The organism is Pseudomonas bijieensis, from assembly GCF_013347965.1.
Lineage (GTDB): Bacteria > Pseudomonadota > Gammaproteobacteria > Pseudomonadales > Pseudomonadaceae > Aquipseudomonas > Aquipseudomonas bijieensis.
Window position 1 is genome coordinate 3,123,199 of the sequence record NZ_CP048810.1, and the last position, 22,794, is coordinate 3,145,992.

Consider the following 22,794-nt stretch of genomic DNA (forward strand, 5'->3'; position numbering starts at 1 on the left):
GCAAAGACAATCAAATCCGCGGGCCCGCCGCTTCCCAAGCTCTTCAGAGCAACACCACGTCGTATTGTTCCTGGGAATACATGGTTTCCACCTGGAAGCGAATCGTGCGCCCGATAAATGCTTCCAACTCCGCGACATTACCTGACTCCTCGTCGAGCAGGCGATCGACCACTTTCTGGTTGGCCAACACTCTATAGCCGGTCGCCTGGTAGGCGCGCGCCTCCCGGAGGATTTCGCGGAAGATTTCGTAACACACGGTTTCCGGAGTCTTGAGCTTGCCGCGGCCCTGGCAACTGCTGCACGGTTCGCACAGCACCTGCTCAAGGCTTTCGCGGGTGCGCTTGCGGGTCATCTGCACCAAGCCCAACTCGGTGATCCCGATGATGTTGGTCTTGGCGTGATCGCGTTCGAGTTGTTTTTCCAGGGTCCGCAGCACCTGGCGCTGGTGCTCTTCATCTTCCATGTCGATGAAGTCGATGATGATGATCCCGCCCAGGTTACGCAGGCGCAGTTGCCGGGCGATGGCGGTGGCGGCTTCCAGGTTGGTCTTGAAGATGGTTTCTTCCAGGTTGCGATGGCCGACGAACGCCCCGGTGTTGACGTCGATGGTGCTCATGGCTTCGGCCGGATCGACCACCAGGTAACCGCCGGACTTGAGCGGCACCTTGCGTTCCAGGGCCTTCTGGATTTCATCTTCGACGCCATACAGATCGAAAATCGGTCGCTCGCCAGGGTAATGCTCGAGGCGGTCGGCGATTTCCGGCATCAGCTCGGCGACGAACTGGGTGGTTTTCTGGAAGGTTTCCCGGGAGTCGATGCGAATTTTCTCGATCTTGGGGCTGACCAGATCCCGCAGCGTACGTAGCGCCAGGCCCAGGTCTTCGTAGATCACGCTGGGGGTGGCGATGGTCTTGATCTGCGCGGCGATCTGGTCCCAGAGCCTGCGCAGGTAGCGGATGTCCATGAGGATTTCATCGGCCCCGGCCCCTTCGGCGGCGGTACGCAGGATGAAACCACCGGCTTCCTTGATGCCTTCTTTTTCCACGCAGTCGCTGACCACCTGCTTGAGGCGCTCGCGCTCGGCTTCGTCTTCGATTTTCAGGGAAATGCCGACATGGGCGGTGCGCGGCATGTACACCAGGTAGCGCGACGGAATCGACAGTTGCGTGGTCAGGCGCGCGCCCTTGGAGCCGATGGGGTCCTTGGTGACCTGCACTACCAGACTCTGGCCTTCATGGACCAGCGCGCTGATGCTCTCCACGGCCGGCCCTTCGCGCATGGAAATTTCCGACGCATGGATGAACGCCGCGCGGTCCAGGCCTATATCGACGAAGGCCGCCTGCATGCCCGGCAGCACCCGCACCACCTTGCCTTTATAGATATTGCCGACGATGCCACGCTTTTGCGTGCGCTCGACGTGGACCTCTTGCAGCACACCGTTTTCAACCACCGCCACGCGCGATTCCATCGGCGTGATGTTGATCAGGATCTCTTCACTCATGGCAGGGTCTCGTTCAGGCATGTTCACGATTATGGCCGCATCAGTCAGACGGCGCTCAGCGCGCGCTCAAGGTTTGCCAACAGGGTATGCCGAAATGGCCCAGTAGTTCTGCGGTTTCGCACAGCGGCAGGCCGACCACGGCCGAATAACTGCCCTCAAGCCCGGCGACAAAAACCGCCCCCAAACCCTGGATGCCATAGCCGCCGGCCTTGTCCCGGGGTTCGCCACTGGCCCAGTAGGCCGCCGCTTCCTGCTCCGTGATCGAACGAAAGCGCACCAGGCTGCGCACCACGCGAGATTCGCAATGCTGCCCATCCAGTATGGCGATGGCAGTCAGTACTTCATGTTCGCGACCGGACAGGCTCAAGAGCATCGTCATGGCGTCGGCCTGGTCCAGTGGCTTGCCGAGAATCCGCCCGTCCAGCACCACGGCGGTGTCCGCACCTAGCACGCAGCCATCCACATCGGCGCGCAAGGCCCGTCGCCCGGCCTCGGCCTTGCCGCGTGCCAGGCGCTCGACATAAGCCGATGGGGTTTCGTGAGCCAGGGGAGTTTCGTCGATGTCCGCGCTGACGGCGGTAAACGGTACGCCGATCTGCGTGAGCAGCTCACGCCGACGCGGTGAGCCTGAGGCGAGGTAAAGCGGCTTCATCAAGACATCTCCCTATCAAGGCCAATGCCTGACCGAATCAGTTGATTTTGAAACGCAGACGCAGGCCACGCAAACCGAAGCTCACCCAAGGCCAGAGCAAGGCGCTGACCAGAGCCGGCAGCACCAGGGCCAGGGTCGGCTGGCGATTGCCGGTCAGTGCGCTGAGCCACAGTTGCACCAGTTGCGCCAGGCCAAAGATCACCAGGATCACCAGGCACTGTTGCCACATGGGGAACATTCGCAGGCGTTGTTGCAGCGACAGCACCAGGAAGGTGATCAACGTCAGGATCAGCGCGTTCTGCCCCAGCAGCGTGCCATAGAGCACATCCTCGGCCAGGCCCAGACACCAGGCGGTGACCATGCCGACCTTGTGCGGCAAGGCCAGTGCCCAGAAGGCCAGCAACAGGGCCAGCCACAGTGGGCGCAGGATTTCCATGAACTGCGGCAGCGGCGAAACGCTGAGCAACAGGCCGATGGCGAAGGTCAGCCAGACCATCCAGCCGTTACCGGATTGGGTACTGCTCATTCTTCTCGTGCTCCCCTGGTGGCTGGCGCGGTGTCCGGCGTGGAGGCTGGCGGCTTGGCGGCGGGCCGGGCAGGCTGGGACGCCGGCGCGTGAGTGCTCGAACGGGTCGGTTTCGCAGCGGGCGTAGCCGGTGCAGCGGCCGGCGCGGGTGTCGGTGCCGCCGGTGCAGCCGATGCAGGCGCTTGTGGTTTTGGCACGGTGGCAGGGACTGGCGCCGGAACTGCTGGCGCCGGGGCGACCGACTCACCGCCCTGCCGGTCCTGGGCTTCCTGGGCCGCGGCGGCATCGTTGGCCCGCTCTTCCGGGGTGCGGTTGTCGCTGAAGACCAGCAGCAGATAGCGGCTGCGATTCAGGGCCGCCGTCGGCACCGCGCGCACGATGGCGAACGGCTGGCCGGAGTCATGAATGACTTCCTTGACCGTCGCCACCGGATACCCAGCCGGGAAGCGCTGGCCAAGACCGGAGCTGACCAGCAGGTCGCCTTCCTTGATGTCGGCGGTATCGGCCACGTGCCGCAGCTCCAGGCGTTCCGGGTTGCCGGTGCCGCTGGCGATCGCCCGCAGGCCGTTGCGGTTGACCTGCACCGGAATGCTGTGGGTGGTATCGGTCAGCAACAGGACGCGGGAGGTATAAGGCATCAACTCCACCACCTGGCCCATCAGGCCACGGGCATCGAGCACCGGCTGGCCGAGGACCACACCGTCACGCTCGCCCTTGTTGATCAGGATGCGGTGGGTGAAGGGGTTGGGGTCCATGCCGATCAACTCGGCCACTTCGACCTTCTCGTTGACCAGCGCGGAAGAGTTGAGCAACTCGCGCAGCCGAACGTTCTGCTCGGTGAGGGCCGCCAGCTTCTGCATGCGTCCCTGCAACAGCAGGTTTTCGGTCTTGAGTTTTTCGTTTTCGGCGACCAGCTCGGTCCGGCTGCCAAACTGACTGGCCACACCTTGCCACAACCGCTGCGGCAGATCGGTGATCCAGTAGGATTCCATCAACACCAGCGACATCTGGCTGCGCACTGGCTTGAGCACCGTGAAACGGGCATCGACCACCATCAGCGCGACCGATAGCACGGTCAGCACCAACAGGCGCACACCCAATGAGGGGCCTTTGGCGAAAAGCGGTTTAATAGGCCGCTCCTCCCAGGCAAATGTTTTCTTTATTCATACGGCATCAAACCGGCCTGGATACGAATGACAGAAGATAAACGCCAACGGGCAGCACTGCAAAGTGCTGCCCGGGAGCGAACAACATAGACGATCCAGCCAACTTATTCGCTGGAGAGCAGGTCCATGGTGTGCTTGTCCATCATTTCCAATGCACGGCCACCGCCGCGGGCAACGCAGGTCAACGGGTCTTCGGCCACGATCACCGGCAGGCCGGTTTCCTGGGCCAGCAGTTTGTCGAGGTCACGCAGCAGTGCGCCACCACCGGTCAGCACCAGGCCGCGCTCGGCGATATCCGATGCCAGCTCCGGCGGCGACTGTTCCAGGGCGCTCTTGACGGCCTGGACGATGGTCGCCAACGACTCTTGCAGCGCTTCGAGCACTTCGTTGGAGTTGAGGGTAAAGGCCCGTGGAACGCCTTCGGCCAGGTTACGGCCGCGTACGTCGACTTCACGCACTTCACCGCCCGGGTAGGCCGTGCCGATTTCCTGCTTGATACGCTCGGCGGTGGATTCGCCGATCAGGCTGCCGTAGTTGCGACGCACATAAGTGATGATCGCTTCGTCGAAACGGTCGCCGCCCACACGCACGGATTCGGCATAGACCACACCGTTGAGGGAGATCAGCGCGATTTCAGTGGTACCGCCACCGATGTCAACGACCATCGAGCCACGGGCTTCTTCCACCGGCAGACCGGCACCGATGGCAGCGGCCATGGGTTCTTCGATCAGGAACACTTCACGGGCACCGGCACCGAGGGCCGACTCACGGATAGCCCGACGCTCTACCTGGGTGGACTTGCATGGAACGCAGATCAGCACGCGAGGGCTGGGCTGCAGGAAGCTGTTTTCGTGAACCTTGTTGATGAAGTACTGCAGCATCTTTTCGCAGACGCTGAAGTCGGCGATCACGCCGTCTTTCATCGGACGAATGGCCGCGATGTTGCCCGGTGTACGGCCCAGCATGCGCTTGGCTTCGGTGCCGACAGCCACGACGCTCTTCTGGTTACCGTGGGTGCGGATGGCCACGACCGAGGGTTCATTCAGGACGATACCGCGCTCGCGCACGTAAATAAGGGTGTTGGCAGTGCCCAGGTCAATGGAGAGATCGCTGGAAAACATGCCACGCAGTTTCTTGAACATGGGAAAGGGACCCTAGGCAACGCGTGGGTAAAAAAGTGCGGCAAACTCTAACAACGACAGGGATTTTGGGCAAGGCGCCAATATGTTAAATTGGCCGCTTTTCTGTGCACCAAACCCCACAATCGCGGCCGTAAGGCCGTAGAAATGCGGTAGTGTTCCGACAATCTAACACACGGACAGACTGCGTCCGTTTTGTTTTCCACTGGAGAATCCCATGGCGCTTGAACGCTCCGACGTGGAAAAAATCGCTCATCTGGCCTGTCTGGGCCTCAATGAAGCCGATCTTCCACACATCACTTCTGCCCTGAACAGCATTCTGGGGCTGGTCGACGAGATGCAGGCGGTCAATACCGACGGCATCGAACCACTGGCTCACCCACTGGAAGCCAGCCAGCGCCTGCGCGCCGACGTCGTGACCGAGTCCAATCACCGCGAGGCCTACCAGTCCATCGCACCAGCGGTCGAAAACGGCCTGTACCTGGTTCCGAAAGTCATCGACTAAAGGGAAAGAGCCTCTCATGCATCACATGACCCTGGCCGAGATCGCCCGCGGACTCGCCGACAAGAAGTTTTCCTCCGAAGAACTGACCAAGGTCCTGCTGGCGCGCATCGCCCAGCTCGACCCGCAGCTCAACAGCTTCATCAGCCTCACCGAAGAGCTGGCCCTGGGCCAGGCCAAGGCCGCCGACGCCCGGCGCGCCAACGGTGAGAGCGGCGCCCTGCTCGGTGCCCCGATCGCCCATAAAGACCTGTTCTGCACCCAGGGCATCCGTACCAGTTGCGGCTCGAAGATGCTCGACAACTTCAAGGCACCGTACGACGCCACCGTGGTCGCCAAGCTGGCCGCCGCCGGCACCGTGACCCTGGGCAAGACCAACATGGACGAATTCGCCATGGGCTCGGCCAACGAGTCGAGCTACTACGGCGCGGTCAAGAACCCGTGGAACCGGGAACACGTACCGGGCGGTTCGTCCGGCGGTTCGGCCGCCGCCGTGGCCGCGCGCCTGCTGCCAGCCGCTACCGCCACCGACACCGGCGGCTCGATTCGCCAACCAGCGGCGTTCACCAACCTCACAGGCCTCAAGCCCACCTACGGCCGCGTCTCGCGCTGGGGCATGATCGCCTACGCCTCCAGCCTCGACCAGGGTGGCCCGCTGGCGCGCACTGCCGAAGACTGCGCGATCCTGCTGCAAGGCATGGCTGGCTTCGACCCGAACGACTCCACCAGCATCGATGAACCGGTGCCGGACTACAGCGCCAGCCTAAACGGCTCGCTGCAAGGCCTGCGCATCGGCGTACCGAAGGAATACTTCAGCGCCGGTCTCGACCCGCGCATCGCCGAGCTGGTGCACAACAGCGTCAAGGCGCTGGAGAAGCTCGGCGCGGTCATCAAGGAAATCAGCCTGCCGAACATGCAGCACGCAATTCCCGCGTACTACGTAATCGCCCCGGCGGAAGCGTCCTCGAACCTGTCGCGCTTCGACGGCGTGCGCTTCGGCTATCGCTGCGAGAACCCGGAAAACCTGATCGACCTGTACAAGCGTTCCCGCGGCGAAGGCTTCGGCGCCGAAGTGCAGCGCCGGATCATGGTCGGCGCCTACGCGCTGTCCGCTGGCTACTACGATGCCTACTACCTCAAGGCGCAGAAAATCCGCCGCCTGGTGAAGAACGACTTCATGGCCGCCTTCAACGAAGTCGACATCATCCTCGGCCCGACCACGCCGAACCCGGCCTGGAAACTCGGCGCCAAGAACAGCGACCCGGTCGCCGAGTACCTGGAAGACGTCTACACCATCACCGCCAACCTCGCCGGCTTGCCGGGCCTGTCCATGCCGGCCGGCTTCGTCGATGGCCTGCCGGTGGGCGTACAGCTGCTCGCGCCGTATTTCCAGGAAGGCCGCCTGTTGAACGTTGCCCATCAGTATCAGCTGAACACTGACTGGCACACCCGCACCCCAACCGGCTTCTGAGGAGAAACACATGCAATGGGAAGTCGTGATCGGGCTGGAGATTCATACCCAGCTCACCACCCGGTCGAAAATCTTTTCCGGTAGCTCCACCACGTTCGGCTCCGAGCCCAACACCCAGGCCAGCCTGGTCGACCTGGGCATGCCCGGCGTGCTGCCGGTGCTCAACGCCGAAGCGGTGCGCATGGCGGTGATGTTCGGCCTGGCGATTGACGCCGAGATCGGCCAGCACAACGTGTTCGCCCGCAAGAACTACTTCTACCCGGACCTGCCCAAGGGCTACCAGATCAGCCAGATGGAACTGCCGATCGTTGGCAAGGGCCACCTGGACATCGCCCTGGAAGACGGCACGGTCAAGCGCGTCGGCATCACCCGGGCGCACCTGGAAGAAGACGCCGGCAAGAGCCTGCACGAAGAATTCAACGGCGCCACCGGCATCGACCTGAACCGTGCCGGCACGCCGCTGCTGGAAATCGTCTCCGAGCCGGACATGCGCAGCGCCAAGGAGGCCGTGGCCTACGTCAAGGCGATCCACGCGCTGGTGCGTTACCTGGGTATCTGCGACGGCAACATGGCCGAAGGCTCGCTGCGCTGCGACTGCAACGTGTCGATCCGCCCCAAGGGCCAGGCCGAGTTCGGCACCCGCTGCGAGATCAAGAACGTCAACTCGTTCCGCTTCATCGAGAAGGCGATCAACAGCGAGATCCAGCGCCAGATCGAACTGATCGAGGACGGCGGCAAGGTCATCCAGCAGACCCGTCTGTACGACCCGAACAAGGACGAGACCCGTCCGATGCGCAGCAAGGAAGAAGCCAACGACTACCGTTACTTCCCCGATCCGGACCTGCTGCCGGTGGTCATCGAGGACTCGTTCCTCAATGATGTACGCGCCACCCTGCCGGAGCTGCCACCGCAGAAACGCGAGCGCTTCCAGGCGCAGTTCGGGCTGTCGAGCTATGACGCCAACGTCCTGGCCACCAGCCGCGAACAGGCCGATTACTTCGAGAAAGTCGTGAGCATCGGCGGCGACGCCAAGCTGGCGGCCAACTGGGTGATGGTGGAGCTGGGCAGCCTGTTGAACAAGCAGGGCCTGGAAATCGACCAGTCGCCGGTCTCGGCCGAGCAATTGGGCGGCATGCTGCTGCGGATCAAGGACAACACCATCTCCGGCAAGATCGCCAAGATGGTCTTCGAAGCCATGGCCAATGGTGAAGGCAGCGCCGACGAGATCATCGAGAAGCGCGGCCTGAAGCAAGTCACCGACACCGGTGCGATCAGCGCCGTGCTCGATGAAATGCTCGCGGCCAACGCCGAGCAGGTCGAACAGTACCGTGCGGCAGACGAAGCCAAGCGCGGCAAGATGTTCGGCTTCTTCGTCGGCCAGGCCATGAAAGCCTCCAAGGGCAAGGCCAACCCGCAGCAGGTCAACGAACTGCTCAAAAGCAAGCTCGAGGGCTGATAGCCATGGAGCCAGTACCGGTATCTGGCTCGGACACCTGTGGCGAGGGAGCTTGCTCCCGCTGGGCTGCGCAGCAGCCCCTCAATCCGGCAGCGGAAATGGGGGCCGCTGCGCGCCCCAGCGGGAGCAAGCTCCCCTCGCCACAATGCATTCCACAACCCCATTGATGTGGGAACCCCGAACATGAAGCGTCTCCTCGGCGCCTGCGCCCTGCTGTCCCTGCTGGCCGGTTGCGCCAGCCAGAGCGGGACGGTCGATCCACACGGCTACGACCAGACCGGCGTCGCCTCTTATTACGGTGCAAAACACCACGGCAAGCGCACCGCCAGCGGCGAGCGTTTCAACCAGAATGGCCTGACCGCCGCCCATCGCCAGTTGCCGTTCGGCACACGAGTGAAAATCACCAACCTGGGCAACAATAACAGCGTGGTGGTGCGCATCAACGACCGTGGCCCATACTCTCGAGGCCGCCTGATCGACGTATCCCGCGAAGCAGCCGAGCAACTGGGCATGTTGCGCAGCGGCACCGCACGGGTGCGCGTGCAAGCCCTCGACGATTGATAGACGGAGCCCGGCCATTTCCCTACTCACCGCCCTACCGCTGCTCAGCCTGATCGAACTGTTCGGCGCCCTGCTGTTGCTGGTCGGCGGTGCCGAGCTACTGGTACGCGCCGCCGTGGGCCTGGCGGCACGCTTGCAAATCCGGCCGCTGATCATCGGCCTGAGCGTCGTAGCCTTCGGCAGCAGTGCGCCGCAAATGGCCGTCAGCCTGCAGGCGACCCTGGCGCAGAACGCCGACATCGCCGTGGGCAGCGTGATCGGTAGCAGCATCTTCAACATCCTCGTCACCCTCGGGCTGTCGGCGCTGATCATTCCGCTGCGCGTTTCGCGCCAACTGGTGCGCCTGGACATCCCGTTGATGATCGGTGCCAGCCTGCTGGTGTTCGTGCTGGCCTGGAACGAAGAACTGACCCGACTGGACGGCGTATGGCTGCTGGTGGCCCTGGCGGTGTACCTGGGCCTGTTGCTGCGCCAGTCCCGGCATTCGGCACGACCGCACACCGTGGGTATCGACATGGCGCAGATGTCCTGGCCCAAAAGCCTGGCGATGATCGTGACGGGCCTGACGATGCTGGTTTTCGCCGGGCACCTGCTGTTGGGTGCGGCGGTGGAAGTGGCGACGGACCTGGGGCTGTCGGAGCGAATCATCGGCCTGACCATCGTCGCCGTCAGTACCTCACTGCCGGAACTCGCCACCTCGCTGATCGCCGCCCTGCGGGGGCAGCGGGACATCGCGGTGGGCAACGTGATCGGCAGCAACCTGTTCAACCTGCTGGGTGTACTGGGGGTGACCGCCCTGGCGGCACCCTCGCCATTGTCGGTCTCGCCCAACGCCCTGGATTTCGACCTGCCGGTAATGCTCGGCGTCGCCGTGCTGTGCCTGCCGGTGTTCTATTCCGGTTACCGTGTCACCCGTGCCGAAGGCCTGCTGTTCCTGGGCTTGTACCTGGCCTATGGGCTGCATGTGGTGGCGTTCACCACCGGCATGCCCCTGGCCGGCCAACTGGAACGGCTGATGCTGTTCTATGTGCTGCCGACCCTGCTCGCGTTTTTGCTGTTCACCTCCCTGCGCGCCTGGCGCCGCCAACACCACAAGAGGGATTTGCCATGACCGACACTCCAAAGACCGGCCTGGACATGCGTCGCCAGGTCATGGGCGACGCGTTCGTCGACCGCGCCCTGGGCAACGCCACCGAATTCACCCAACCGTTGCAGGACTTCGTCAACGAACATGCCTGGGGCAGCGTCTGGAGCCGCGAAGGCCTGCCGCTGAAGACCCGCAGCCTGATCACCCTGGCCGCCCTCACCGCCCTCAAATGCCCGCAGGAATTGAAAGGCCACGTACGTGGCGCGCTGAACAATGGCTGCACGGTGGAAGAGATTCGCGAGGCGTTGCTGCATTGCGCGGTGTATGCGGGCGTGCCGGCGGCAATCGATGCGTTTCGGGCGGCGCAGGAAGTGATCGATAGTTATCAGAAATCTGAGTGACCGTTAGATCGCTATCGCGAGCAGGCTCGCTCCCACAGTGGATTTTCGGTGTACATAAAATTCCGATACACCTGCTCTGTGGGAGCGAGCCTGCTCGCGATTGGGCCTAAAGAACACCACAACCTTCGAACCTAGATCCACCCACCCCACTGCAACACAAAAATCCCCAGGTTGGTGGTAATCGCTGCCATCAAGGTGGTGATGACGATGATCGCCGCCGCCAGTTCATGGTTGCCATCGGCTGCCCGGGCCATGACGAAGCTGGCGGCGGCGGTGGGGCTGCCGAAGTACAGGAACAGGATCCCCAGCTCCGCCCCGCGAAAGCCCCAGAGCCAGGCGCCGAGGGTGGTCAGCAGTGGCAAGCCGACCATTTTCACCAGGCTCGAACTCAAGGCCATCTTGCCGCTCTTGCGCAAGGCCGCCAGCGACAGTGTGCCGCCGATGCAGATCAACGCCAGGGGCAAGGTCATTTGCGACAAGTACTTGGCCGAGGTCTCGAACCAGTTCGGCAGGCCGATCTGCCAGTAGGCGAACGGCGTGGCGACAATCACACTGATGATCAGCGGGTTGCTGATCACGCTTTTGCAGATGCTCCACGGGTCGGACTTGATCACTGGGCTGTAGACCGCCAGCACGATGGTCGACAAGGTGTTGTAGAACAGGATCACCAGCGCCGCGAGAATCGCCCCCAAGGAAATCCCGTAGTCGCCATACATGCTCGCCGCCAGCGCCAGGCCGATGACGCCGTTGTTGCCGCGAAACGCACCTTGGGTGTAGATGCCGCGATCTTCCCGCGGGCATCGCCAGATCGCCCAGCCCCAGGCCATGGCGAAACTCGCCAGGGTAGCGACGGAGAAATAGATCAGCAGGTCAGGCTGCAACGCCGCATGCAGGTCGGCATGGAGGATGCCGAGGAACAACAACGCCGGCATGGTGACGTTGAACACCAGGGACGAGGCGATGTGAATGAAGTTGTCGTTGATCCAGTCGATGCGCTTGAGCAACACCCCCAGAAACAGCATGGCAAACACCGGCGCGGTGACGTTCAGGGTTTCGAGGAAAATTGCCAGCATGCCGAGGACCTTCAGAGGGGTGTCGTTAGGTGGCTAATGATAAGCCACTCACGGCATTGGCGTCTGGTAGAGCGTTATCGCGAGCAGGCTCGCTCCCACATTTTTTGGGGGCTCACAGAAACTGAATTCACTCCAGTCCCTGTGGGAGCGAGTCTGCTCGCGATAACGGCGGCACATGCAACATCAATCCAAGCTGAACCACCGCTATCGCGAGCAAGCTCGCTCCCACACAGGATCTCCAGCGATCACGAAATCATCAGGTAATCGGCGCCGGGTTGAACAAGGTGATGTCGTTGTACAGCTTGTGCCGCTCGGCCCAGGTCTGTTTCTTGCCGCTGGCCACGTCCAGGTAGTAGTGGAACAGCTCCCAGCCCAGCTCCTCGATGGTGGCGCGTCCGGTGGCAATCCGGCCGGCGTCGATGTCGATCAGGTCCGGCCAGCGCTGGGCCAGTTCGGTGCGGGTCGAGACCTTCACCACTGGGGCCATGGCCAAGCCGTACGGCGTGCCGCGACCGGTAGTGAAGACATGCAGGTTCATCCCCGCCGCCAGTTGCAGCGTGCCGCAGACGAAATCACTGGCCGGTGTGGCGCAAAAGATCAGGCCCTTTTGCTTGAACCGCTCGCCCGGGCCGAGCACGCCATTGATCGCGCTGCTGCCCGACTTGACGATCGAGCCGAGGGATTTCTCGACGATGTTCGACAGCCCGCCCTTCTTGTTGCCCGGCGTGGTGTTGGCGCTGCGATCGGCCTCGCCCTTGGCCAGGTAGCGGTCGTACCAGTCCATTTCCCGCACCAGTTCCTGGGCCACCTCCTGGGTTTGTGCCCGGGAGGTCAGCAGGTAGATCGCATCGCGCACTTCGGTGACTTCGGAGAACATCACCGTCGCCCCCGCGCGCAACAGCAGGTCCGAGGCATAGCCCAGCGCCGGGTTGGCGGTGATGCCGGAAAACGCATCGCTGCCACCGCACTGCATGCCCAGGATCAGCTCCGAGGCTGGCACGGTTTCGCGACGGCGCTGGTCGAGCTTCTTCAAGCGAGTCTCGGCCAGCTCCATGATCTGTTCGATCATTTCGGTGAAGCCGTGACTGGAATCCTGCAAGCGATACAACCACGGCTCGCTGAGGTCCACCGAACTGTCGTTCTCATGCATCACCTGCCCGGCCTGCAATTTCTCGCAGCCCAGGCTGATCACCAGTGCTTCGCCACCCAGGTTCGGGTTGCGCGCCAGGTTACGCACGGTGCGGATCGGGATGTAGGCGTCGGTGGCGGTGATCGCCACGCCGCAGCCGTAGCTGTGGGTCAGCGCCACCACGTCATCGACGTTCGGGTATTTGGGCAGCAATTCGTCCTTGATGCGCTTGACCGCATGGTCCAGCACGCCGGTGACGCACTGCACCGTGGTGGTGATGCCCAGGATGTTGCGCGTGCCGACAGTACCGTCAGCGTTGCGATAGCCCTCGAAGGTGTAGCCCTCCAGCGGCGCATCGGCCGTCGGCACATCGGTGGACAGCGGCAAGCTGTCCAACGGCGGCGCGGTGGGCATGCGCAACTGGTCTTCCTTGACCCAGCTGCCACGGGGGATCGGTTGCAGCGCGTAGCCAATGACCTGGCCGTAGCGGATCACCTCGCCACCCTCGGGAATGTCTTGCAAGGTGACTTTATGACTCTGCGGCACAAAGTCGACGGTGACCAGGCCATCCGGGAACTCGGTCCCGGCTGGTACGCCCTGGTCATTGACGACGATCACCACGTTATCCCGCTCGTGCAGGCGGATGTAACGGGGCGAATCGGCATGTTCAATCAGTTGCATTGACGCCGCTCCTTCAGGATTTAGCTTCAGACAGGCTGGAGATGTCGGCATCCTTGGCCGTGGGTTCCTTGAGCACGACACGCTTGATCGGCCCAACGATGACCAGGTAGCTGAACACCGCCACCAGCGCGTTGCAACCAACGAACACCAGTGCCCACTTGAACGAACCGGTGGCGCTGATGATGTAGCCGATGACGATTGGCGTCGTGATCGATGCCAGGTTGCCGAAGGTGTTGAACAGGCCACCGCTCAGGCCAGCGATCTGTTTTGGCGACGTATCGGAGACCACGGCCCAGCCCAGTGCGCCGACGCCTTTACCGAAGAAGGCCAGGGCCATGAAGCCCACTACCATCCATTCGATGTCGACGTAGTTGCACGCCACGATGCTGCTGGACACCAGCAGGCCGGCGATGATCGGCGTCTTGCGGGCGAAGGTCAGCGAGTGGCCCTTGCGCAGCAGGTAATCGGAAATCACCCCGCCCAGCACGCCGCCGATGAAACCGCAGATCGCCGGCAAGGACGCAATGAAACCGGCCTTGAGGATGGTCATGCCACGTTCCTGCACCAGGTACACCGGGAACCAGGTCAGGAAGAAGTAGGTGATACCGTTGATGCAGTATTGGCCCAGGTACACGCCGAGCATCATGCGGTTGGTCAGCAGTTGGCGGATGTAATCCCACTTCGGACCGTCGGCTTTCTTTTCCTTGCCCTTGTCCTGGTCCATATCGACCATCGCACCATTGGCAGCGATGTGATTGAACTCGGCCTCGTTGATCATCGGATGCTGACGCGGGCTGTAGATCACCTTCAGCCAGATCAGCGAGAACACGATGCCGATCACACCCATCACGATGAACACGTGCTGCCAGCCGAAGCGGTAGACGATCCAGCCCATCAGCGGTGCGAACAACACGGTGGCGAAATACTGCGCCGAGTTGAAGATCGCCGAGGCGGTGCCGCGTTCTGCGGTAGGGAACCAGGCGGCGACGATCCGTGCGTTGCCGGGGAAGGACGGCGCTTCGGCCAGCCCTACCAGGAAGCGCAGCATGAACAGCGCAACCACAGCCGTGGACATGCCGAATTCACCGACATAGCCTTGCAGCACGGTGAACAGCGACCAGGTGAAAATGCTCAAGGCATAGATTTTTTTCGACCCGAAACGGTCGAGCAGCCAGCCGCCGGGAATCTGCCCGGCCACGTAGGCCCAGCCGAAAGCGGAGAAGATATAACCGAGGGTGACGGCGTCGATGCCGAGGTCTTTTTGCAGGCTGGAGCCTGCGATGGCGATGGTGGCACGGTCGGCATAGTTGATCGTCGTCACCAGGAACAGCATGAGCAGGATCAAATAGCGGACGTGAGTCGGCTTGGTCGCTTGCATGTAAAAGTACTCCCACTATTTATTTTTATGCGGGTCAGCAGATTGTACGGCCGGGGCTGGAAATCCAGCTCCGGCCGGTGTTGCGTTTACGATCCGATGTAAGAGGTCTTCACCACGGTGTAGAACTCTTGCGCGTAGCGACCTTGCTCACGCGAACCATAGGACGAACCTTTGCGCCCGCCGAATGGCACGTGGTAATCCACGCCGGCGGTCGGCAGGTTGACCATCACCATGCCCGCCTGGGAATGGCGCTTGAAGTGATTGGCATACTTCAACGAGGTGGTGGCGATACCGGCGGACAGACCGAACTCGGTGTCGTTGGCCATCGCCAGCGCCGCCTCGTAGTCGGCCACACGCACGACGTTTGCCACCGGGCCGAAGATCTCTTCGCGGCTGATGCGCATAGAGGCTTCGCTGTCGGCGAACAGGGTCGGCGCCAGGAAATAACCTTCGGTGTCGCACGTCACCAGGCCACCGCCGCTGACCAGCCGCGCGCCTTCACTCTGGCCGATGTCGATGTACTTCAAGTCCTGGCTGAGCTGGGCTTCGGAAACCACGGGGCCAATGTCAGTACCAGCCTTCAACGCATGACCGACCTTGATCGACTGCATGCGCTCGGCCATGGCCGCGACGAACTTGTCGTGGATGCCGGCGGTGACGATCAGGCGGCTCGAAGCCGTGCAACGCTGGCCGGTGGAGTAGAACGCGCTCTGCACCGCCAGTTCGACGGCCTGCTTGAGGTCGGCGTCGTCGAGGATGATCTGCGGGTTCTTGCCGCCCATCTCCAACTGCACCTTGGCCTGGCGCGACACGCAGTTGACCGCGATCTGCCGGCCCACACCCACCGAACCGGTAAAGCTGATGCCGTCGACTTTCGGGCTGTTGACCAGCACTTCGCCGACCACGCGGCCGCTGCCCATCACCAGGTTGAACGCACCGGCCGGGAAACCGGCGCGGGAAATGATCTCGGCCAGGGCCCAGGCGCAGCCCGGCACCAACTCGGCGGGTTTGATCACCACGCAGTTACCGTAGGCCAGGGCCGGAGCGATTTTCCACGCGGGGATGGCGATCGGGAAGTTCCACGGGGTGATCAGACCGACCACACCGAGGGCTTCGCGGGTCACTTCGACGTTGACGCCCGGGCGCACCGACGGCACGTAATCGCCCGAAAGGCGCAGGCATTCACCGGCGAAGAACTTGAAGATGTTACCGGCGCGGGTCACTTCGCCAATGGCTTCGGGCAGGGTCTTGCCCTCTTCCCGGGCCAGCAGTTGGCCGAGTTCTTCACGGCGGGCGAGGATCTCGCTGCCGACTTTGTCCAGCGCATCATGACGGGCCTGGATGCCCGAGGTCGACCAGGCCGGGAACGCGGCGCGGGCGGCTTCGATGGCGGCATTGACTTGCGCTGCATCAGCCTTGGCGTATTCACCAATGACATCGGACAAGTCAGACGGGTTGATGTTGGTGCAATAGTCGGCACCGGCCACCCACTGACCGTTGATGTAGTTATCGAAACGCTTTGAATCTGCCACGGAGCTACTCCTTCTACAAAAGCTGTCTAGGGACGCATAGCGTCCCTGGTGGCATTCCCACCTGGAGCGTGGGGACGAACAAACCTTACGTAAAAAGCCGCTGATTACTCAGCGGCCTCATCGGGTTTGTTACTGCTTGCCTTGCTTGTCGATCAGCGCGGCCAGGGCTTCGTACTCTTCTGGCAACAGATCGGTCAGCGGCGTGCGCACCGGGCCTGCGTCATAGCCAACGATCTTCGCGCCAGCCTTGACGATGCTCACCGCGTAACCGGCCTTGCGGTTGCGGATGTCCAGGTAAGGCAGGAAGAAGTCGTCGATGATCTTGCCCACGGTTTCGTGATCGTCGCGGGCAATGGCGTGGTAGAAGTCCATCGCGGTTTTCGGGATGAAGTTGAACACCGCCGAGGAGTACACCGGCACGCCCAGGGCCTTGTAGGCCGCGGCGTAGACTTCCGCAGTCGGCAGGCCGCCCAGGTAGCTGAAGCGATCGCCAAGACGACGACGGATCGACACCATCAGTTCGATATCGCCCAGGCCATCCTTGTAGCCGATCAGGTTCGGGCAGCGCTCGGCCAGTTGTTCCAGCTGAGTGGCGTTCAGGCGGCAGACGTTGCGGTTGTACACCACCACGCCGATCTTCACCGATTTGCACACGGCTTCAACGTGGGCGGCAACGCCGTCCTGGCTGGCTTCGGTCAGGTAGTGCGGCAGCAGCAACAGGCCTTTGGCACCCAGACGCTCGGCTTCTTGAGCGTATTCGATGGCCTGGCGGGTGGCACCGCCGACACCGGCAAGGATTGGCACGCTGGTGGCGCAGGTATCGACAGCGGTCTTGATGACCTGCGAATACTCGCTGGCGGCCAGGGAGAAGAATTCACCGGTGCCGCCCGCTGCGAACAGTGCAGAGGCGCCATACGGGGCCAGCCACTCGAGGCGCTTGATGTAGCTGTCGCGATTGAAATCGCCTTGGGCAGTGAAATCGGTGACCGGGAACGACAGCAGGCCAGACGAGAGGATGGACTTCAGTTCTTGTGGATTCATTATTCGAACACCCTGGGACGCAAATGATGTGTATGAAATGGTTAAGCTTCGGCCAGAAGTTGTAGGTCATCGTACAACTTAAAATGTGAACGTCAACTGCATTTCGTCTTTTGTCGGGTGCCGGGGGCTGGGGGATTTGTCGCGAAGCCTTGTAAATCGGGACTTTGAGGGGATTGGAAGAGGATGAAACTTGTCGGCCGAGGCCGGGACCATTCATCGCCACTGTCAACTCTGCCAGTAGGCATCGCCACGGCAAGGGGGGCATAACCCCCGTATGGCCGCGCCACGCCCGGCCGTGTGCTTTTTCAATCTTTTAGTGAGCCCGCCCGCACGCGACGACCAGGGCCGCCTCACAGGGAGTGAAATCATGACGACGTATGCGAAGCCGACGCTTCAGGATTTTCCAGCCAATGAAGAGGTCACGATCCGCTTGTCGAAGATCGAGACGTTGACCATAGAGATTCCGAATGCAGATTTCGAACCGAACTCGTCAGCCCAATTGACCCTCGACTCCAAACGTGTGGGCGCTTTTGCCACCCTGACTGAGGGCGAGGAGTCTACGCCACGCAAGGATGTGACATTGACTTTAACCAACGCCGACTTGATGGCATTCGAAGGCAAATTGGTTGAGCTTCGTTACGAGGTCAGTTACGAGGCCGGCTGGGACAACGATCGATCCGAGCCGCAAATGTTGCGGGTTGAGGCATAAGGCTGGTCGCCTACTATCAGACAGACACCCAGATACAAAGCCAGACACCATTCTCTTGTGGCGAGGGGATTTATCCCCGCTGGGGCGCGAAGCGCCCCCAAACTGATACCTCTGGATATCAGGATTGGGTCGACTGCTTTGGGGCTGCTTCGCAGCCCAGCGGGGATAAATCCCCTCGCCACAGAAATCATGCCCCGGTCCAGCCAGAACAGTGACTCACCTCTTCTCAACTGGCAGAACCTAACCCTGCGCCTGCGCCTCTTCATGGGCCTGGCGCAGCCGCTCACGGCTGTTGGTCAGGTGCAAGCGCATGGCCGCCCGGGCGGCGTCGGAGTCCTGGCGGGCGATGGCTTCGTAGATTTCCTCGTGCTCGCGGCTCAGGCGATCCATGTAGTGCTGGTGGTCATCGTGGGCCAGGCGCGCCGAGTTCAGCCGGGTGCGCGGGATGATGCTGGTGCCCAGGTGGGTCATGATGTCGGTGAAATAACGGTTGCCGGTGGACAGGGCGATTTCCAGGTGGAAGGCGAAGTCCGAAGCCACCGCATCGCTGGCATGGGCGGCGCTTTCCTTCAAGGCATCGAGGGCGGCGCGCATCGTCGCCAGTTGCTCATCGCTACGGCGCTGCGCCGCCAGCCCAGCGGACTCCACTTCCAGGCTGATGCGCAACTCCAGGATCGCCAGCACGTCCCGCAAGGTGACCACCGTGGCCGGGTCGATGCGGAAACCGCTCGGGCTCGGGGTGTCCAGCACGAAGGTGCCGATGCCGTGGCGGGTTTCCACCTGGCCGGCCGCCTGCAACCGGGAAATCGCCTCGCGCACCACGGTGCGGCTGACGCCATGGGCTTCCATGATCGCCGACTCGGTGGGCAATTTATCGCCACGCTTGAGCAGACCGTCGCGAATCTGCTCGGTCAGCACCGTCACCAGCTCCTGCGCCAGGCTGCGGCGTTTGCGGGGAAGGCGTGGTACGTCGATCGGGTTTTCCATGGGTCTGTGTCTCGGCAAGCGGCTGAATGGCATCATCATAGCGCAACGTGGTTGTACGATCACCGTGGGTGCGGTGGCAAGTCTGGTACTGACACCGAGTCGCCTTCATCGCGAGCAGGCTCGCTCCCACAGGTTTTGTAGTGTTCAGGCGGTCACGGTGCGCTCCACCAGTTGGCCATTTTCGATCCGCACATGTCGCGGGTGGAAACGTTTCAAACTGCTTCGATGGCCAACGCTGACAATGCTCAGGCCCGGCAACTGGTCGATCAGCGCCTGGTACAGCGTCGCCTCGTCTTCTTCATCCATCGCCGACGTGGCTTCGTCCATGTACAACCATTGCGGGGCATAAAGCAATGCGCGAGCAAACGCCAGGCGCTGTTGCTCACCGGGCGAGAGCATGCGCTGCCAGTGGTTGCTTTCATCCAGCCGCGGGACCAGGTGCGGCAGGCGGCAGGTTTCCAGCACCTGTGCATAACGTTCGTTGGGGTAGACGTCGCCAGCCTGTGGATAACTCAGTACTTCGCGCAGGCTGCCAATCGGCAGATAGGGTTTCTGCGGCAGGAACAGATAACGCGCCGCCGGAAGCCGGATCGTCCCGTGCCCCGCTGGCCACAAATGCCCCATCGCACGAAACAGGGTGGATTTGCCGCTGCCGGAACGACCGCTGAGCATGACCCGCTCGCCCGGCGCCACGCTCATGTCGGCGTTATCAAGCAAATGACGGCCGTCGGCCAGGTCCAGCCCCAGGTTGCGCACCTTCAATGCGTCGCCCTGGTTTTGCACATCGATGGCCGGCACGCGGTCTTCGTTGTCGCTCATGGCCTGGCGGAAGCTCAGCAGACGATCACAGGTGGCGCGCCACGCGGCGAGGTCGGCGTAGGCACTGATGAACCAGCTGAAATTCTCCTGCACATTGCCGAACGCCGAGTTGATCTGCATGAGCTCGCCCAGCTGAATCTTGCCGGCGAAGTAACGCGGCGCGGCGACGATGAACGGAAAGATGATCGCGATCTGGCCGTAACCGGAGGTGAAGAACGTCAAGCGCTTGGACACCCGCATGATGTCCCAGAAGTTATGCCAGACCAGGCCGAACCGCCCGCTCAGGCGACGGTTCTCGTTCGGTTCGCCGTTGTACAGCGCAATGCTCTCGGCGTTTTCACGCACCCGGACCATGGAGAAACGCAGGTCGGCTTCGAAGCGTTGCTGGTTGTTGTTCAGCCCGATCAGGCGACGGCCGATCAGGTGCGTCAGCCAACTGCCCACCGCCGCGTACACCAGTGCGCACCAGAACATGTAGCCCGGGATGGTGTAGCCGAACACTTCGATGCTGCCCGAAACGCCCCACAAAATGATCGAGAACGACACCAGGCTGACCACGGTCCGCAGCAGCCCCAAGCCCAGGCTCAGGGTATTGGTGGTGAAGCTGTTGAGGTCTTCGGAAATCCGCTGGTCCGGGTTATCGGTATAACCGCCCTGCTCCAGCCGGTAATAGTTCTTGTCATTGAGCCAACGGGCAAAGTGCTGCTCCGTCAGCCAGGCCCGCCAGCGAATGGTGAGCATCTGCGTCAGGTACAAGCGGTACACCGCGCCCAGGATCGCCACCGCCGCAATGCCGCAGAAATACAGGATCAACTGCCAGAACGCCGCGCTGTTCTTCTCTTGCAGGGCGTTGTAGAAATCCTTGTACCAACTGTTGATCCACACCGAGATCGCCACGCTGAACAGCGACAGTGCGATGACAGCGATCAACAACGTCCAGGCCTTGCCCTTCTCCTCACTGCGCCAGTATGGCGTGGTCATTTGCCAGACACGACGGAAAAACTGCCCGCGCACCGCGTCATTGACCGCGGAATATTCAGCGTTCTGATTCATGGTTAAGGCTCAATAGAGAAAAGAACTCGGGCCGATCATAGAGCAACGGCCCGATTTATCGCGAGGGTGGACAACATTTGTTCAGCGCAGGTTCAGCGACGCACGGGGCGCTTCTGCAATTTGCGCTGCAAGGTCCGCCGGTGCATGCCCAGGGCGCGGGCCGTCGCGGAGATATTACCTTCGTGTTCAGTCAGCACCCGCTGGATGTGCTCCCATTGCAGGCGATCCACCGACATGGGGTTTTCCGGCACCAGGGTGTCGAGGTCGGCGTGCTCGGACAACAGCGCCGCCAACACGTCATCGGCATCCGCCGGTTTGCACAGGTAATTGCACGCACCGCGCTTGATCGCCTCGACCGCGGTGGCGATGCTCGAATAGCCGGTGAGGATCACCACGCGCATCTCCGGATCCAGCTCCAGCAGCTTGGGCAGCAGCACCAGGCCGGAATCGCCGTCCATTTTCAGGTCCAGGGCGGCGTAGTCCGGCAGGTCGGCCTGGGCGAGGGCCAGGCCCTCCTCGGCGGAGCCGGCGGTGCTCACGCGAAAGCCGCGACGGGACATGGCCCGGGCCATCACGCGGGTGAACGTGGCGTCGTCATCCACCAGCAACAGGTGCGGCAGTTCTTCGCCGTCGACTTGGATCTCGTCACTCATGTTTCGTCTCCTCGGTCGGCATGGGGCAAGCGCAGCTCGGTGAGCGTGCCGCCTTCCTCATGGGGGTAGAGTTTCACCGAGCCGCCGGCGCGTGTCACGCTGGCTTTGCTCAAAAACAGGCCGAGGCCGAAGCCTTTGCCCTTGGTGGTGTAGAACGGCTTGCCGATCTGCTCGGCGATCGCCAACGGGACACCGGCGCCGTGGTCGCGGATGCTGATGGTCAGCTCATAGGCGTTCCAGTCCAGCGCCACTTCCAGCCCTTCGGGGCAGGCATCGGCAGCGTTGTTCAACAGGTTCAGCAACGCCTGGGTCAGGTCCGGCGGCGGTGCCATGCGCGGCACCGGGCCCTGGCCCAGGCGCTGGAAGCGGTAACTGGCTTCCGGGCGCATCAGGTGCCAGCGGTTCAGCGCCTCATCGAGCCAGTCAGTGACGTCCTGCATATCGATGGCCAGCCGGCGATTGGCCTCGGCGGCGCGCACCAGGTACTGCAGGGTTTCCTTGCAGAGCTTGACCTGATCCTGCAACACGCCCAGGTCCTCTTGCAGTGCCGGGTCGTGATGATCCTGGCGCATCTCCTTGAGCAACACGCTCATGGTCGCCAGCGGCGTGCCCAATTCATGGGCGGCGCCAGCGGCCTGGGTCGCCACGGCCAGCAATTGCTCATCGCGCAGGCCCTCTTCGCGGCGGATGGCCCGCAGTTCTTCCTGGCGGCGCAGTTCCTCGGCCATGCGCGCGGCAAAAAACGTGATCACCGCCGCGGCCAGGGCGAAACTCAGCCACATGCCGTAGATCTGCAGGTTTTCCCGGGCGATGGGGAAGGTTTCCAGCGGGTAGAAACGCGCCAGCAGCAAGGTGTACAGCGCCAGGGCGATGCCCGAAAGGATCAGCGAAAACCGCCATGGCAACGTCACCGCGGCGATGGTCAGCGGCACCAGGTAATAGGAAACGAAGGGGTTGGTGGAACCGCCGGAGAAATACAGTAACGCGCTGTGGATAAACAGGTCACAGGCCAGTTGCACGGCGTATTCGAGCTCGGTCACCGGCCACGAAGTGCGCAGGCGAATCGCCGTCAGCGCGCAAAGCACACTGGAACAGACCAGGGTGATCGCCAATTGCAGCCAGGGTAGCGGCAACAGGTCGAACCAATAGGCGAGCCCCACGGACCCGGCCTGGGCCGCCAGGACCAGAATGCGGATAAACGTCAGGCGCCAGAGGTTCTGGCGAGAGGCGGAAGTCATTTGCAAAGGGGCGAGCATGAGCTCTCCTGATGAGCGCTC

21 protein-coding genes are annotated in these 22,794 nt (G+C 62.3%); 7 read left to right on the top strand and 14 right to left on the bottom strand.

Features of this window, described 5'->3' with window-relative positions; translation table 11 throughout:
* Positions 1-43: 43 nt before the first annotated feature.
* From rng to mreB, 5 genes are all read right to left on the bottom strand, one after another.
* Complete coding sequence (gene rng / locus GN234_RS13730) at positions 44-1,501, bottom strand: ribonuclease G (protein WP_018613976.1); 1,458 nt, start codon at positions 1,499-1,501, stop codon at positions 44-46.
* A gap of 55 nt (positions 1,502-1,556) precedes the next feature.
* On the bottom strand, positions 1,557-2,153 hold the full coding sequence (locus GN234_RS13735; RefSeq protein ID WP_109753538.1) for a Maf family protein: 597 nt from the start codon (positions 2,151-2,153) through the stop codon (positions 1,557-1,559).
* Positions 2,154-2,190: 37 nt separating this feature from the next.
* The gene (gene mreD / locus GN234_RS13740; RefSeq protein ID WP_003197820.1) at positions 2,191-2,679 is read right to left on the bottom strand and encodes a rod shape-determining protein MreD; all 489 of its coding nucleotides are present in this window, start codon (positions 2,677-2,679) and stop codon (positions 2,191-2,193) included.
* Positions 2,676-3,773 (bottom strand): rod shape-determining protein MreC, encoded by a 1,098-nt coding sequence (mreC, locus tag GN234_RS13745; protein ID WP_233459552.1) that lies wholly within the window; start codon positions 3,771-3,773, stop codon positions 2,676-2,678. Before mreC ends, mreD begins: the two co-directional genes overlap by 4 nt.
* Positions 3,774-3,949: 176 nt before the next feature.
* On the bottom strand, positions 3,950-4,987 hold the full coding sequence (gene mreB, locus GN234_RS13750) for a rod shape-determining protein MreB (RefSeq protein WP_002555108.1): 1,038 nt from the start codon (positions 4,985-4,987) through the stop codon (positions 3,950-3,952).
* Between the two features lie 214 nt (positions 4,988-5,201).
* Between mreB and gatC the strand changes: the two genes are divergently transcribed.
* The 6 genes from gatC (at position 5,202) to GN234_RS13780 (ending at position 10,462) form a co-directional block, all read left to right on the top strand.
* Positions 5,202-5,489 carry an Asp-tRNA(Asn)/Glu-tRNA(Gln) amidotransferase subunit GatC gene (gene gatC, locus GN234_RS13755; protein WP_003197816.1) on the top strand — a complete coding sequence of 96 codons (288 nt, stop codon included), beginning with the start codon at positions 5,202-5,204 and terminating at the stop codon, positions 5,487-5,489.
* 16 nt (positions 5,490-5,505) lie between these two features.
* Positions 5,506-6,957: an Asp-tRNA(Asn)/Glu-tRNA(Gln) amidotransferase subunit GatA gene (gene gatA / locus GN234_RS13760; protein ID WP_109753536.1), complete on the top strand. Its 1,452-nt coding sequence runs from the start codon at positions 5,506-5,508 to the stop codon at positions 6,955-6,957.
* A gap of 10 nt (positions 6,958-6,967) precedes the next feature.
* Entirely contained in the window at positions 6,968-8,413 is a 1,446-nt protein-coding gene (gene gatB, locus GN234_RS13765; RefSeq protein ID WP_109753535.1) for an Asp-tRNA(Asn)/Glu-tRNA(Gln) amidotransferase subunit GatB, read from the top strand.
* A gap of 183 nt (positions 8,414-8,596) precedes the next feature.
* Positions 8,597-8,974: a septal ring lytic transglycosylase RlpA family protein gene (locus tag GN234_RS13770; protein WP_109753719.1), complete on the top strand. Its 378-nt coding sequence runs from the start codon at positions 8,597-8,599 to the stop codon at positions 8,972-8,974.
* Positions 8,975-9,023: 49 nt separating this feature from the next.
* A complete protein-coding gene (locus GN234_RS13775) occupies positions 9,024-10,085 on the top strand; it encodes a calcium/sodium antiporter (protein ID WP_109753534.1) in 1,062 nt (353 codons plus the stop codon).
* Entirely contained in the window at positions 10,082-10,462 is a 381-nt protein-coding gene (locus GN234_RS13780) for a carboxymuconolactone decarboxylase family protein (RefSeq protein ID WP_076383558.1), read from the top strand. The genes GN234_RS13775 and GN234_RS13780 overlap by 4 nt, the downstream gene beginning before the upstream one ends.
* Before the next feature lie 131 nt (positions 10,463-10,593).
* On the opposite strand, the gene GN234_RS13785 is transcribed toward GN234_RS13780, so the two are convergent.
* The 5 genes from GN234_RS13785 to kdgD all read right to left on the bottom strand — a co-directional run bounded on the left by GN234_RS13785 (position 10,594) and on the right by kdgD (position 17,296).
* Entirely contained in the window at positions 10,594-11,535 is a 942-nt protein-coding gene (locus tag GN234_RS13785; RefSeq protein WP_109753533.1) for an AEC family transporter, read from the bottom strand.
* Positions 11,536-11,791: 256 nt separating this feature from the next.
* Positions 11,792-13,345, bottom strand: coding sequence for a galactarate dehydratase (gene garD, locus GN234_RS13790; protein WP_116834171.1), 1,554 nt, complete (start codon positions 13,343-13,345; stop codon positions 11,792-11,794).
* 13 nt (positions 13,346-13,358) lie between these two features.
* Positions 13,359-14,723, bottom strand: a complete 1,365-nt coding sequence (locus tag GN234_RS13795) for an MFS transporter (RefSeq protein WP_109753530.1) — start codon at positions 14,721-14,723, stop codon at positions 13,359-13,361.
* An 86-nt stretch (positions 14,724-14,809) separates the two neighbouring features.
* A complete protein-coding gene (locus GN234_RS13800; protein ID WP_060739176.1) occupies positions 14,810-16,255 on the bottom strand; it encodes an aldehyde dehydrogenase family protein in 1,446 nt (481 codons plus the stop codon).
* A 129-nt stretch (positions 16,256-16,384) separates the two neighbouring features.
* Positions 16,385-17,296: a 5-dehydro-4-deoxyglucarate dehydratase gene (gene kdgD, locus GN234_RS13805; protein ID WP_014336610.1), complete on the bottom strand. Its 912-nt coding sequence runs from the start codon at positions 17,294-17,296 to the stop codon at positions 16,385-16,387.
* 367 nt (positions 17,297-17,663) lie between these two features.
* Here kdgD and GN234_RS13810 point away from each other — a divergent pair, with 367 nt between their 5' ends.
* A complete protein-coding gene (locus tag GN234_RS13810) occupies positions 17,664-18,005 on the top strand; it encodes a hypothetical protein (protein ID WP_176688620.1) in 342 nt (113 codons plus the stop codon).
* Between the two features lie 240 nt (positions 18,006-18,245).
* Here GN234_RS13810 and GN234_RS13815 read toward each other — a convergent pair whose 3' ends face one another.
* From GN234_RS13815 to GN234_RS13830, 4 genes are all read right to left on the bottom strand, one after another.
* Positions 18,246-18,992, bottom strand: a complete 747-nt coding sequence (locus GN234_RS13815) for a FadR/GntR family transcriptional regulator (protein ID WP_072410832.1) — start codon at positions 18,990-18,992, stop codon at positions 18,246-18,248.
* Between the two features lie 144 nt (positions 18,993-19,136).
* Positions 19,137-20,864 (bottom strand): ABC transporter ATP-binding protein/permease, encoded by a 1,728-nt coding sequence (locus GN234_RS13820; protein ID WP_109753527.1) that lies wholly within the window; start codon positions 20,862-20,864, stop codon positions 19,137-19,139.
* Between the two features lie 92 nt (positions 20,865-20,956).
* On the bottom strand, positions 20,957-21,517 hold the full coding sequence (locus GN234_RS13825; protein ID WP_042732380.1) for a response regulator transcription factor: 561 nt from the start codon (positions 21,515-21,517) through the stop codon (positions 20,957-20,959).
* Positions 21,514-22,773: an ATP-binding protein gene (locus GN234_RS13830; RefSeq protein WP_116834169.1), complete on the bottom strand. Its 1,260-nt coding sequence runs from the start codon at positions 22,771-22,773 to the stop codon at positions 21,514-21,516. The genes GN234_RS13825 and GN234_RS13830 overlap by 4 nt, the downstream gene beginning before the upstream one ends.
* Between the last annotated feature and the right edge of the window lie 21 nt (positions 22,774-22,794).